The following is a 12,552-nucleotide window of genomic DNA, read 5'->3' as shown; positions in this document are numbered from 1 at the left end:
CACCACGAAGAAACGATCTTGCGTTCCCGCCGCTGACCTGGGGATTCACGCAATCGCGTCAGAGCCAATTTTTCGGAGATCCCATCAGCACCCAACCGAGTCTTCTGTGCCAGGGCAGATGACGGTTGCCGATCGACCGGGCGGGGCAGAGTTGATTCCTGGTGACCGATCCGAGCGACTGTGTCTCGTTCGGACCGGTTCGCTCTCACTGCCGTCGGCAGACTGTGCCGGTCAGATGTGGGGGACGTCTTCCTCGGCTGCATCGCCGAGGAAGGAAGCCCACTCATCGGGGCGGAACCGCAGGACAGGACCGCTGCGGTCCTTGGAGTCGCGGACGGCGACGACGCCGTCGACTGCAGCGACTTCGACGCACGCTCCGTTGCCGGAGCTGTGACTGCTCTTGCGCCAGCAGGCGCCGCTCAGGTCAACTGCGCCAGTCGGCTGCCTGTCGTTCGTGCTCATGTCTTCTGCATCTCCCTTGCGATGTTTTCCAGGATGGCGGAGGTCTCCTGCGGATCAGGCCCCGCGGCTCGTACGAGGTCGAAGGTCTGGATGAACTTACGGACATCGCGTTCCTTCTCCAGGTACACGTTTCCGGCGATCGAATCGACGTAGACCACGGTCGGTGCCTTCGTGCCGAACTCCAGCAGTGCGAACGTCCCGGCCATGGCCGCGTGGGCGCCCTTGGCGGTCGGCATGACCTGGATCGTCACGTTCGGCAGGGCGGCGGCATGGATGAGGTGCTTAATCTGGGCCGCCATCACCTCCTTCCCGCCAACCGGCCGCCGCAAGACGGCCTCCTCGACAACCACCCACAGTTCCAGCGGATCAGGACAGCGCGAGAGCAGGTCCTGGCGCTGCATGCGGAAGCGGACCAGCCGCTCAACCTCCCCGGGTTCGCCCGGCCGCACCGCCGCGATCACGGCTCTCGCGTAGTCCTCGGTCTGCAGCAGGCCGTGGACGAATATCGGCTCGTAAGCGCGAAGGGCGACCGCGTCGGACTCCAGTCCGGCGTAGGTGGCCATACCAGACGGCAGGACTTCCTCATAGTGGGCCCACCAGCCCTGCTGCTGGGCGTCCTTGTGGATCTGCATCACGGCCTCCACCTGAACGGGGTCCTCGACGCCGAACCAGGCGAGGAGGTCGCGCACGTCCCGGGCCTTGATCGGGGCCTGGCCGGTCTCCACCCTGCTGATCTTCGACATCGAGCACTCCAGGTGCTCGGCGACGTCCTCGATCCTCTTGCCCGCGCTCTCGCGCAGCCTCCGCAGCTCGGCTCCGAGCTGGCGCTTGCGTACGGTCGGTCCGCTGGCCGTGGCCATCACCCCTCCTTGACGCTCCCCCGCGTACGGCAGGTTGCTGTACGCAAGTGTGCCCTAACAGTGCCAACTCTTACCGCCGTACAGGCATTTGACGCCATACAGCAGCTTTGCCCGACGGGCATATGCCCACTTGTTCCACGCACTTGCGTGAGAGAAGTGCACAGGGCCATTCTGAGGGCGCTTCACAATCCGTAGCCCGGCTGTCGCTGATCGTCGGCGGCTGGCGTGCGCGCGGATACCGCCTCGGACGGAAGGAGCCCCGGCTATGCATGTGGTGCCAGGCCAACGGCGCGAACGACCGAAGGACGAATCCGACGGCGATCCGGTGACGGCGGTGACCGACCGCTCGCTGCGCTTCTCCGTCCCGACCACCCCGGGCGCCGTGCCAGCAGCTCGCCGCGAAGTCGCCGCCCAGCTCTGCCTGTGGGGCCTGCGGCCCGGGGCCGCGGTGGTGGGGACCGCCGTGCTCGCCGTCAGCGAGCTAGTCACCAACACCGTCCGCCATGCCGCCGAAGTCTCTGCCCGGGCGGATGTCCATCTCGGCATGGACTGCCGGCACCTGATGGTCGCAGTCCACGACCGCGACCCGCGGATGCCCCGCCGAGTCGAAGCCCCGCAGCTTGACGGTAGCGGAGGCCGGGGCCTGCACCTGGTGGAGGTGCTAGCCGCCGAGGCGGGCGGCCGAACCAGCATCCCTCGCGATGAGGACGGGGGCGGCAAGACCGTGACGGTGCTGCTGCCGCTGTAGAGCACGTCGACGGGCGGCGGCATGTTCCCGCAGAGGCATCGCCGCCCGCCGAGCCGCACCCTGCCCTGACAAGGAGTGCGGCGGGCGCAGGATTTCCTCCCCTCACGGCGCCATCGGCGGGCCCGGTCCTCCCGGGCCGGGCCCGCCTCAGGACATTCCCAGGGATCCCCTGACCAAGGAGGCTCAGTGACCACACTGCCCGCAACCTCCCCTGCCACATTTGTTCCCCACGCACTCACCGTCCGCCCCGGCCACCCGCTGACCGGCGCCGTGACGGTGGACGGCTCGAAGAACGCCTGTCTGCCCCTGCTGGCCGCCGCCGCAGCCACCGGACTGCATGTGAAGCTCAGCAACGTGCCTACCAGCGCGGACGTGCAGACCCTGCTGGGCCTGCTTGAGCAGACCGGCTTCCGCCTCTCGAATCCCGTGGGTGAGCCCGGCAGCCTGATCCTGTGGCCCGGTGCCTTCGGCCCGTCCACCCCGGACCTGGCCGACGCCGCCCGCATCCGGGCCTCCTACTACCTGGTGCCCGCCCTGTTAGCCACGCACGGCTCCGCGCGGGTGCCGTGGCCCGGAGGCTGCCAGATCGGCGATCGGGGCATGGACGAGCACTTCCGGGTGTACGAGACCTTCGGCGACACCGTGCAGGCCGACGACCACCACTACGTCGTCACGGCGTCCGGCCGCAGGCTCGGCACGGTCATGCTCACCCTGCCGTTCCGCTCGCGCGGGGTGACCGTCGCCGCCGCGCTCCGGGCCGTCGTCGCCAACTGCCGCCTCATACTAGGCAATCCGAACCTCTCGCCCGAGACAAGCACCCTCCTGGCCGCCTTGCAGGAATCAGGCTGGGACGTCCATGCCAGCGAGGAGAAGATCACCCTCGGCCCGCCGACGGACAGCACACGCGGCAACCTGGACTGGTGGGTGCCCGGCGACAAGATCGAGGCGGGCACCCTGGCCTGTGCCCTCGCGGCCACCGGCGGCTCCGGGCGGATCGAGGGCCTGCGCGGGCCGGACGTTCGGCTCCTGGCCGACTTACTGGCCCAGGCCGGCATCCCGGTCACCGTCGCGCCCGAGGCGATCACCGTGCACCCCACCGCCCAACTGACTGGTCGCCCGGTGCGAGCCATTGCCTCCCTCGCCCCCAGCGGCCTGGACGCCGACTTCGAACCCGCACTGATGGCCCTGGCCCTCGGCCTGCCCGGCACCCACCTGTTCGGCGACTCTATTAACCCTGGCCGCCACGGCAACCTCCTGCCGCAACTCGCCCGGCTCGGTGCCCGGATCGACGAGCTGTCGCCGACCCGGTGCCGCCTGACCGGCCCTCAGCGACTGACCGGCGCCACAGTGGAGGCCACCGACATCCGCACCGGCTCCGCGTTGCTGATCGCCGCCCTCACGGCCCGGGGCGTTACCACGCTGGCCGGGCTCGACCAGCTCCGGCGAGGTCACGCGGACCTGCCCGGAAAGCTCCGCGCCCTCGGCGCCGACCTCGCCGAGGTCGCCCGATGACCACCGCACGTGTGCTGGAGCGGATCGTGGTGACCACCGACTTCCACTCCGCTTTCGAGACCCCCAACGGCATGCTCGCCCACCTCCACCTAGCCCGGCCCACGTCACTGATCGCGGACTGCGGCGACTTCTTCGAAGGCAGCGGCTACTACCGGCTCGCGGGCGGCGCCATCGAACGCGGCGTGCTTGCCAGGCTCTACGACGTACTCGCTCCGGGCAACCATGGCTGGCTCCACCACTTCGAGCCCGAGCTCCACCCGCTGACGGTCTGCGCGAACGCCGTCGGCGCAGGCAGCGGACAGCCGCTCTTCCGCCGCCTGCGGACCTTCCATGTCGGTGGCCGACGCGTGGCCGTCACCGCCGTCATCGGCCCGGACGCCTTCATGGACATCCCCGCCCACCAGCGCCAGGGGCAGCGGGTCACCGACCCTGTGCGGGCCCTGCGGGAGCTGATGCTGGCTCACCACCACCAGGCAGACGCGTGGATGCTGCTGTCACACTCCGGCTTCAAGCAGGACCTGGGCCTGGCGGCCGAGTGCCCGTTCCTGGACGTCATCTTCGCCGGGCACTGCCACAGCAACCACTACGCGCCCGAGCCGGTCGGCGACACCCTCGTGGTCAAGGGCGGCGAGCTCGGCGCCGGATACGCGCTGACCGAACCGGTCGGCACCGGCTGGGCCGCCCACACCTACACCTTTCCCACGAGTCCAGCCGTCGTGCCGAGGGAACTGGCCCCCGTCGTCCAGCAGATCAGCGCCGTGCGCGAGAAACTAACCGCCCCGCTGGGGCTCACCTCCGAGTCCTACCGCGGTACCGTGCTCGACCGGCACCAGGTCCTGACCGAGGTCACTCGCCGACTCCGGAGCGGGTTGGAAGCCGACGCCGTGGTCCTCAACGACACCGTGTTGCGGCCCCAACAGCTGGGCATAGTTTTGACCTTTGGTGACCTGCTGGCCGTCGAGCCGTTCGCCAACCAGCTTGCGTACGCGCGCGTCCCCGGCGCCTACCTCCACGACCCCGGCGGCCTGACCGCCTACCTGACCAAGCGGGTCGGCCCGCTCGCCATCGCACCGGACCCGCTGCCGCTCGGGCTTCGCACCGTGCTGACCACGGACTTCCTGGCAAGCAACTTCCTCGGCGGCCGAACCCACCGGGCCGGGATGTCCCTGGGCCAGGCTGTCCGCCACGTCCTGACGGGCTCCCCTTCCACCGCCGCGAACGAGAGGCCCCTGCCGTGATCCTGACCGGACCCGAGATCACCGCTGCCGCCTTCGACGGGCGGCTACGGATCGAACCCTTCGACGCGGACCAGGTCAACCCCAACAGCTACAACGTCCGCCTCGGTGCCACCCTGGTCACCTACACCACGGCCGTCATCGACGCCCACTGCCCCAACCCCACCACGACGATCACCATCGGCGACAACGGCTACGTCCTTGAGCCCGGCGAGCTGTACCTCGGCCACACCTTCGAACAGATTGGCTCCGATCGCTTCGTACCGCTGCTGTTCGGCCGCTCCAGCGTCGGCCGACTCGGGCTGTTCGTCGAGATCACTGCCCCGATCGGTGACATCGGCTTCCACGGCCAGTGGACCCTGATGCTCACTCCCGTCCGCCCACTGCGGGTGTACACAGGCATGGAGATCGGACAGGTCATGTTCTTCGTGGCCGCCGGACCCGTGGACCTCTACACGGGCAAGTACCAGGGCTCCCTCGGCCCCCAACCCTCCCGGGCCTGGCAGGACCCGGTGCCGACCCAGGCGGCGGCCTCATGATCCTCACCGGCCCCGCCATCGCCACCGCCGTCGCCACGGGCGAGATCAGCATCGACCCCTTCGAGGCGGACCGGCTCTCCCCCAACGCCTACGACTGGCGCCTGGGCGAGACCTTACGGATCTGCGACGGCCACCTCGACGCCGCCCGCCCCACCGCCTTCGCCGAAACCGTGATCCCGGCCGCCGGGACCGTGCTCGAGCCCGGGGTGCTCTACCTCGGGATGACGTACGAGCGGACCGGGTCGGAGACATACGCGCAGATGCTCAACGGCGACCGTACCACTGGCTCCCTAGGGATCTGGGTGCACGTCTCCGCACCGCTCGGCCACGTGGGACACGCCATCCGCTGGACCCTGGAGATCCGCGTCACGAAGCCGGTGCGGGTCTACCCGCGGATGTCCTTCGGCAAGCTCATCTTCCTCGCCACCTCAGGCGACCGCGCCAGCTACCAAAGGCCCGGGGCGAAATACGCGGCCACAGAGGGCATCGACATCTCCCGCCTCTACACCGAGATCACCGGAGGCCCCCGATGACGACCACGACCGGCCCGCTGGTGGCTACCGCCCTCGACCTGCCCGCAGGCAGCCCCGGCGGCAGCGTCGAACTCTTCCTCGACCTCTACACCGGCCCCAGCCCGCTAATACCAGCCCGGCCCTTCATGCTGGCCCCCATCGGCCACCGCCCCCGCCGACCCGCCGGCCTCGGTCTGCTGCCGGTCGTCGGCAAGTGTCTGGAAGGCCCCGCCTTCCACCGCTACGTCGCCGCCCTCCAGCGGGCCCTGACCGAAGCCCTCGCCCCGGACCAGATCGGCGTCCTACACCTCCAGCACCTCGCCTTCGGCGCCACCCCCGCGCTGATCCGAGCCTTGCCCAAGCACCCGCGGATCGCCCTCGTGCACGGCACTGACCTGCTCTTCGCCGAAGCCCACCGCGACCAGCACCAGGTCCTCACCCACACGATTCGGCTCGCCGACGCCATCGTCGTGCCGACGGCGGCCATGGCCGACCGGCTCCTGCGAACCGCTCCCACCACCGACCGCATGAAGATCACCCATATCCCCTGGGGCGTCCCCGACCGGCTTCTGACCCGCCCACCGCGCAGGCCGCCCCAGGCGTCCGGCGGCCCGTTCCGGCTGCTGTACGCGGGGCGGCTCACGCAGGAGAAGGGCGCCGGGAACCTGCTGCGGGCCCTGGCGGCCGTCACCGGCGTCGAGCTGAGCATCGCCGCCCCGCACGACCAGTTCCACAATCTCACCCACGCGGTGCGGCAGTCCGGGGTCAAGGTCCGTTACCTCGGCTGGCTTCCCCGGCCGCAGCTGTGGCGAACCTTCGCCGACCACGACCTGCTCGTCATGCCTTCCACCACCCTCGAGGCCATGGGCCTAGTCACCCTCGAAGCCCAAGCCTGCGGCCTCCCCGTGCTCTACCAGCCCGTCCCCGGCCTCATGGAGACCCTCGCCGCCTCCGGAACCAGCACCGACTTCACCCGCCCCGCCGCCCTTGCCCGCGACATCGACCGGCTCCGCACCACCCCAAGGCTGCTGGCCGCCCTACAGCAAGCAGGGCGGAACAATGCCGCCCGTTACCCGCTCAGTGCCACCGCCAAGGCCCTGGCCGAACTCGGCCACCGAATCAGCTGACCGCATCGCTGTGTTCCCCGCCCGGGCCCGGCACAGTCACTACGCTGACGAACCGGGCCCGCACCGCGACATCGGAGACGCTCCATGGCAGACAGCACCGACCGGATCAAGCAGCTCGTAGCGGACGGTGTCCGCGACCAGGTCTATCCCGGCGCGGTGTGGGCCATTGGCGACGCCTCCGGGACCAAGACCGGAGGGACTACCGGCACCCTCGACCCCACCGAGCCGGGCACCCCGATGCGGCCGGACACGGTCTTCGACGTCGCGAGCCTCACCAAGATCCTCGCAGTCTGGTCCACCGTCGGCGCTCTCTGGGAGGACGGTGCCCTCCCGCTCGACGAGCCTCTTGAGGGCTTCTGGACCGAGGTCACCGGCCATCCGCTCGGCCATGTCACCTCTCGTCAGCTGCTGACCCACACCGCCGGTGTACCACTGCGGGCCCAGCTGAAGAACCTCTACGGAACTGACCCGGCCGCCATCCGGACCGGGGTCCTCCACGAGGCCCTGCACCGGCCGCCGGGCGCAGCCGTCGAGTACACCGACCGGGCCGCACTCATTCTCGGCTACCTCGCCGAACACCTCTCCGGCCAGCGCCTCGACCAGCTCGCCCAGAGCCGCATCTGGCAGCCCCTGAGCATGACCCACACCCGCTTCGGAGTGCTGCCGCCCGGCCTGGCAGCCCGCTGTGCGCCCACCGAGCTCGACGAGGACACCGGTCGCCACCTCAAGGGCACCGCCCACGACTTCTCCGCCCGCCTCCTCGGCGGCATCTGCGGCATCGCCGGCGCCTTCTCCATCCTCGACGACCTCGCCCGCTTCCTGCAGTACATGCTCGACCCCGCCTCCGCGCCGTCAGCCCCCGGATTCGGGCCCAACTGGGTCGAGGAGTCCCTGACCGTCCAGACCGGCACCCTGGAGCCCGCGCGCGGTCTCTTCTGGCACCCCGCACCCGGCACCGACCCCGCCGATCGCACCTACGTGCACTACGGCTTCACCGGGACCGGCATGTGGATCTCACCCAAAAAGGGCACTTGGGCAGTCCTGCTGACGAACAAGCTCTACTACACGCGCGACCGGCAGCACCTTGCCAAGACCCGCAACCGGTTCCGCGAACTTGCCTTCAACTGACACTGCAACCATGCCCCGGCCAGCCAAGATCCCAAGCCACCGGGCTCACTCTTCTTGGTCGATGGCGATGGCACCGCCATCGAAATCGTAAACAACCACCTGCCACTCCAGAACCGGACAACTGGCGGCCAGCAGCGTGTCCATACCCACCGCCCCATGGAAAGTGCCCCGGCCCAAGTCCTCCGCGTGGACCAGGAAATTACACCTGGAGCGCGTCACAGTGCCGACACCCATGGGCCAGCTGCCCCGAGTCATCCCATTCAGCAGCGAGGAATTCATCGAGGTAACAAAAACTGGCGCTCTATGCCGGTGCGCCAGCCCCTCAGCTCGACACCGTGCACATCGATACGCCTTTCGGCGGCCGCTCCTTGAGCTCCGGGGCGGAGCTTCAGAGATATCGAGAGCTAATCAACATTACCGAACGGGCCGCACTTGGCACTGAAGAATCAAGGCAGTTCATCCACCGCATAGCCCGAGACCTGCGAAAGACCGCAGAAATAGCACAAAGATCCATTGACAGAAATCCTCCCCCTCCGGGGCCGACAGAGAGGACTGCGTAGAGATCGCCCAATCAGGCAATCAGATCCTCATACGCGAGAGCGATAATCCGAATATGGCTGCTACCGTACAGCGAGGCATCCTTGCTGCACTCCTAGATCGCGTGAAGGCCGGAAGGTTCGACCGTTTCACGGAATGACCCCACCAACCTGCAGGCCCGTCCCCCTTCCCTATCGTTGGAGGTGGTTTCACATATCAATCAGCATAGGTTCCCCGCAATGCCTCGTCGCTGGCCATGCATAGGACTGCTTTCTCCCCCCTGCATCACCGCTCCGGGCGGACCGTCAGGAACGAACACGATCTGAGCCATGGGGCGGATTCCGCTGCCGTGAGGAGGAGCGGAACGAGGAACAGGTGGAATTGCTCGAGAAATAGCTGCTGAACGCGAGGGCCTCGTGCGCGGGCCTGACCGGCTTATACCCCGCCAGGAGCTCGAAGAACACGACGAATACGGCGCTGTCCCGGTCGATGCGCCGGACGCTCATCGTCGAGAGCACCGTCATCACACCCGCAACCAGCAGTGCTGCCCGGCGTGGTCCCGCCCGGAACACCACCAAAGGGGTTGGCCATACCGTGGCCAGAGTGCCATCCGTCGCGAGGCTACTCACAGCTCACAGCCTCACAAGTCACCACACCCACCAGGGGAAACAGGCTGTGAGCCTCACAACTCAAAGCCTTCCAACCGCCTCTCCCAACCAGAAGCTCCGCCCAGGCTGAAGGGAGCAACAGGGCCGCCGCGAGCCCTCTCTCAGTGGCAATAGTCAGTCTCCGGGGACAGGACCTCTGGTCAACTGCCCACTCCCCCAATACCGATGACAGCGCCGTCGAAGGGCCGAGCACTCGAATGCCAGGTTTCCTCCTCTCATGCCGACGGAGGCTACGGCGCCCTGAACGGTCTGCGCTTCGTCCGGGCCACGGGCACTTGAGAAATACGGGGGCGCCCTCGATCGCGAACTCAGAGATTCCCTTAGCCACTGCATCCCCTCATCTGATGGGGGTATCGCTCTGGACTACGGTCCCGCAACTCGCTGACGGATGGAAGCCGCCCAGTCTTAGCGCCGGTCTGCTTCCGAATCAGAAAACCGCAGCACTATCTGCCGCTTCTTCCTCATGAGGAAGTCTCGGTCGGGTCTGAGCCGACACGGGGACGATTGCGAGCCCACCGGCACAGTTCCGATGCCTGGTAGAGGAATTCTGCGCCCCGTTTGCCGGACGCGGCTGGAAAGTCAGGGTCGTTGGCCCGTGCCCATCGCAGCGTGGTGATGGTGATGTCGGGCAGGAACTGTTGCTGGGCTTGGCGCAACCCGACCAACTCGTCAGCCTTTTCCTCTACGGGGGTTGGGTCCCCCGCGCCTGGGGATTCTGCTGCATTCGCAGGTACAGTCGCGTGTTTTTCGCTGGCAGGCAGCGCCGATGCGGCTAGGGCTGCGGGCGTTTCGGCCGGGACAGCCGTGACGAATCGGTCCGCGCATCTCGGCAGTTCAGCTGGCGGTGAGGACTGCTGCTCAGCAGGTGCGCCGGCGCTCGCCAGTATCGTCGTGGGAGCGGCTCCACCGGGCAGTGCGGCAGGGATGCCGGCGGGTACGGGCTCGGTTTTCTTCAGGGTCACGACTGGGGCCTGGACGTTGGTATCACCCATTGCCCAGGCGTGGGCTTCGGCGTGGGTCATGAAGAGGATTTGGGTCTCATGGGCGATGCCGCCGAGGACGACTTGGGCGCGGCCGGTGTGGCGGGTGCTTTTCGGGGCGGGATGGACTTCGGGGGCGAGCATGCGCCAGGCGTTCTGGGTGTAGCGGGCCAGGATGCGGGTGGCGAAGTTCTCGCGCATTTCGGGGCCGCCGAGGGCGCGGGCGGTGGCGGACTGAGCGACGAGCAGGACGTGCAGGCGTACTTGGCGGCCCATGAACAGGATTTCGGCGAGGGAGTCGATGGCCGGGGAGGTTTTGGGGTCGTTCCTTCCCCGGATCTTCTCCCAGTAGCGGGCGAGCTGTTTCATGGTGGCGTTGACCTCTTCGAGGAGGATGGCCATCCTTGGGCCGACCTGGGTGAGGTCGGCTTCATCGCCCAGCTGGTCGGCCAGGTGGATGCGGTGGCGGCCCTCCGCTCCGAGGTGGATCAGGGCGTCGTGGATCTCGGCGATGTCCCGGCAGTACGTCACGCCGGGCACCCCGCGGGCCCAGGGGTGCGATATCCGTTTGAAGTCCAGGATGTAGGTGAGCGCGCCGTTGCGGATCAGCTGGGATGCGATGGTGCGCAGGATGACGGATTTGCCGCCGCCGGTGCCCGCGGCAACCAGGACGTGCGGGGAGTCGTCGTCGAGGTTGACCGCCACGGTCCTGTCGCCGCTGCCCAGGCCGATCAGCGGTGCCGGCTCAGGGGCGCGGCGCACGAGTTCGCGTACGTCCGGGTCCTTGAAGAGGAGCTTGTCCGGCGGTCGCAGGGCCTTCTTGACGAGGACGTACGGTGCTTTGCCCGCATATCTCCAGGAGAAGGAGACGCCTTCCAGGGCGAGTTTCTTGACGATCAGCTCGGCCACGGCTGTCTCGTTGAATTTGAGGTTCACGGGGAGGTCGATGCGGATCCTGGCGTCGTCATCGGAGAAGTTCAGTGGGATGCGCAGGTACCGGCGGGGGTCGCTTTGCTCGGGTATGCCCAGCGGGCCCGCGAGGGCCAAGTGCAGGGGCCTGACCCATTCGCGCATGAGCTCGCGTCGTTCTTTGCTCCACAGGGCGTACGCGATACCGGCGGCTGCGGCCACGCCGGCCGCGCCCGTGCCGCCGTATTCCAGGGCCTGGAGGGTTTGTTGCGGGTCCTGCCAGTAGCTGTAGCTGCCGCCACCGATCAGGCCGAGGGTGGTCAGCCGGGCGCCGAGGCGCTGCCAGCCCGGCCGGTAGGCCGCCCTGGAGACGGCGCCCTCCGTCTCGGGCAGGACGTGGCTGCCGGGCTTGAGGAACGTGGCGTCGGTGCGGCGGATCCCGTCCATGTCGCGTCCGGACAGGAACCGGCCCAGCCCCATGCCCAGTCCTTCGGCCAGCTCCTCGATCTGCTTGTCGATGTGGCTTCTTGTCATCGGACGTCTTTCTTCCGCTTTGTGCGTCGGTCACCGGGGGTCCTTCGCCCGGCGACGGCGGTGTCGGTCCAGGCTCTTATGTCGCGGGCCCTGCTCGTCTCCCCCACGAGGTCCAGCACACGCAGGACGTCTGCGGACAGCTCTCGGGCTGCGGACGGGTCGGTACCGGTCAGGCGACCCCATACCGCGTGGGCGTTGCGAGCGCAGCGCGCGGTGTCTTCTGGCGGGAGGGCATGGGCTTCGTGGCGTCGTCCGGTGGTGTGGAGCAGGAGGTCGAGGGTGTCGCGCGTGGTGGGCTGCCGGCGCAGGGTCAGCCAGGTGCGCAGCGTGAGGATGTTGAGGGTGTGCGGGTGGCGGGGGCCGTATTCCTGTGTCAGCGCGGTTTCGAGGTTGGTTGCGGTGATGACGGCGGTGTCGAGGTCGTCCGCCCTTATGGCGGTGAGCAGGTGTCTGTAGAGCGGCTGGTGGCGCACGGGTAGTGGCGCCTGCCAGTTGGGGGTGGTGGCTGTGCGGGGCGGGGTGGGGTGAGGGGTGTCGAGGACAGTGACGGTGCCGTCGGTGTCGACGAGAAGGGGCCAGACGGTGCCGTCGGGTTCTTTGGCGTTGACGCGGACGGCTCGGTCGCAGAGGGCTGCTTTGATGCGGATTTCCGCAAGGGCGGCGACGCGCGGCTCCTGGCCGGGTTCTGCGTGGACCGGCTCCCCGTCGAGGGTGGTGGCGCCGGATGCCGCGACGGTGATGATGTAGAGGGGGATGGCCGGTACCTGGTCGGGGTCGGTGGCAGGCATGGTGCTCTTCTTT

The 12,552-nt window shown here is 68.2% G+C and carries 12 protein-coding genes and 1 pseudogene; 9 read left to right on the top strand and 4 right to left on the bottom strand.

The features are described from left to right. Positions 1-231: 231 nt before the first annotated feature. Entirely contained in the window at positions 232-462 is a 231-nt protein-coding gene (locus ACWD4A_RS25175) for a DUF397 domain-containing protein (protein WP_451197374.1), read from the bottom strand. Further along, complete coding sequence (locus ACWD4A_RS25170) at positions 459-1,322, bottom strand: helix-turn-helix domain-containing protein (RefSeq protein ID WP_451197373.1); 864 nt, start codon at positions 1,320-1,322, stop codon at positions 459-461. The genes ACWD4A_RS25175 and ACWD4A_RS25170 overlap by 4 nt, the downstream gene beginning before the upstream one ends. 265 nt (positions 1,323-1,587) lie before the next feature. On the opposite strand from ACWD4A_RS25170, the gene ACWD4A_RS25165 reads away from it, so the two are divergent. The 9 genes and pseudogenes from ACWD4A_RS25165 to ACWD4A_RS25125 all read left to right on the top strand — a co-directional run. Next, positions 1,588-2,070, top strand: a complete 483-nt coding sequence (locus tag ACWD4A_RS25165) for an ATP-binding protein (protein ID WP_451197372.1) — start codon at positions 1,588-1,590, stop codon at positions 2,068-2,070. Positions 2,071-2,265: 195 nt separating this feature from the next. Then, the gene (locus tag ACWD4A_RS25160) at positions 2,266-3,582 is read left to right on the top strand and encodes a UDP-N-acetylglucosamine 1-carboxyvinyltransferase (RefSeq protein WP_451197391.1); all 1,317 of its coding nucleotides are present in this window, start codon (positions 2,266-2,268) and stop codon (positions 3,580-3,582) included. Beyond that, the gene (locus tag ACWD4A_RS25155) at positions 3,579-4,820 is read left to right on the top strand and encodes a bifunctional metallophosphatase/5'-nucleotidase (RefSeq protein ID WP_451197370.1); all 1,242 of its coding nucleotides are present in this window, start codon (positions 3,579-3,581) and stop codon (positions 4,818-4,820) included. The genes ACWD4A_RS25160 and ACWD4A_RS25155 overlap by 4 nt, the downstream gene beginning before the upstream one ends. Next, positions 4,817-5,356 carry a dCTP deaminase gene (gene dcd, locus ACWD4A_RS25150; protein WP_451197368.1) on the top strand — a complete coding sequence of 180 codons (540 nt, stop codon included), beginning with the start codon at positions 4,817-4,819 and terminating at the stop codon, positions 5,354-5,356. Before ACWD4A_RS25155 ends, dcd begins: the two co-directional genes overlap by 4 nt. Continuing rightward, positions 5,353-5,889, top strand: a complete 537-nt coding sequence (locus ACWD4A_RS25145; RefSeq protein WP_451197366.1) for a dCTP deaminase — start codon at positions 5,353-5,355, stop codon at positions 5,887-5,889. Before dcd ends, ACWD4A_RS25145 begins: the two co-directional genes overlap by 4 nt. Further along, positions 5,886-6,995 carry a glycosyltransferase family 4 protein gene (locus ACWD4A_RS25140; RefSeq protein WP_451197365.1) on the top strand — a complete coding sequence of 370 codons (1,110 nt, stop codon included), beginning with the start codon at positions 5,886-5,888 and terminating at the stop codon, positions 6,993-6,995. Before ACWD4A_RS25145 ends, ACWD4A_RS25140 begins: the two co-directional genes overlap by 4 nt. A gap of 84 nt (positions 6,996-7,079) precedes the next feature. Then, the gene (locus tag ACWD4A_RS25135; RefSeq protein ID WP_451197364.1) at positions 7,080-8,123 is read left to right on the top strand and encodes a serine hydrolase domain-containing protein; all 1,044 of its coding nucleotides are present in this window, start codon (positions 7,080-7,082) and stop codon (positions 8,121-8,123) included. A 335-nt stretch (positions 8,124-8,458) separates the two neighbouring features. Next, positions 8,459-8,683, top strand: coding sequence for a hypothetical protein (locus ACWD4A_RS25130; protein WP_451197362.1), 225 nt, complete (start codon positions 8,459-8,461; stop codon positions 8,681-8,683). Beyond that, positions 8,653-8,820, top strand: a pseudogene (locus ACWD4A_RS25125) (DUF397 domain-containing protein); the annotation flags it as partial. The gene ACWD4A_RS25130 and the pseudogene ACWD4A_RS25125, both read left to right, overlap by 31 nt. Positions 8,821-9,789: 969 nt before the next feature. On the opposite strand, the gene ACWD4A_RS25120 reads toward ACWD4A_RS25125, so the two are convergent. Then, positions 9,790-11,751, bottom strand: a complete 1,962-nt coding sequence (locus ACWD4A_RS25120; protein ID WP_451197361.1) for a pRL2-11 — start codon at positions 11,749-11,751, stop codon at positions 9,790-9,792. After that, a complete protein-coding gene (locus ACWD4A_RS25115; protein ID WP_451197360.1) occupies positions 11,748-12,539 on the bottom strand; it encodes a hypothetical protein in 792 nt (263 codons plus the stop codon). Before ACWD4A_RS25115 ends, ACWD4A_RS25120 begins: the two co-directional genes overlap by 4 nt. Positions 12,540-12,552: the final 13 nt, after the last annotated feature.

Source organism: Streptomyces sp. NPDC002537 (genome assembly GCF_053594975.1).
Note: the sequence above shows the minus strand (reverse complement) of the source record. Positions and strands in the feature narration are given on the sequence as shown.

Bases quoted from the DNA above. Each gene is read 5' to 3' on its own strand.
- ACWD4A_RS25155 (WP_451197370.1), top strand. From the start codon at position 3,579: ATGACCACCGCACGTGTGCTGGAGCGGATCGTGGTGACCACCGACTTC.
- ACWD4A_RS25175 (WP_451197374.1), bottom strand. From the start codon at position 462: ATGAGCACGAACGACAGGCAGCCGACTGGCGCAGTTGACCTGAGCGGC.
- ACWD4A_RS25140 (WP_451197365.1), top strand. From the start codon at position 5,886: ATGACGACCACGACCGGCCCGCTGGTGGCTACCGCCCTCGACCTGCCC.
- ACWD4A_RS25170 (WP_451197373.1), bottom strand. From the start codon at position 1,322: ATGGCCACGGCCAGCGGACCGACCGTACGCAAGCGCCAGCTCGGAGCC.
- ACWD4A_RS25165 (WP_451197372.1), top strand. From the start codon at position 1,588: ATGCATGTGGTGCCAGGCCAACGGCGCGAACGACCGAAGGACGAATCC.
- ACWD4A_RS25145 (WP_451197366.1), top strand. From the start codon at position 5,353: ATGATCCTCACCGGCCCCGCCATCGCCACCGCCGTCGCCACGGGCGAG.
- ACWD4A_RS25120 (WP_451197361.1), bottom strand. From the start codon at position 11,751: ATGACAAGAAGCCACATCGACAAGCAGATCGAGGAGCTGGCCGAAGGA.
- ACWD4A_RS25135 (WP_451197364.1), top strand. From the start codon at position 7,080: ATGGCAGACAGCACCGACCGGATCAAGCAGCTCGTAGCGGACGGTGTC.
- ACWD4A_RS25115 (WP_451197360.1), bottom strand. From the start codon at position 12,539: ATGCCTGCCACCGACCCCGACCAGGTACCGGCCATCCCCCTCTACATC.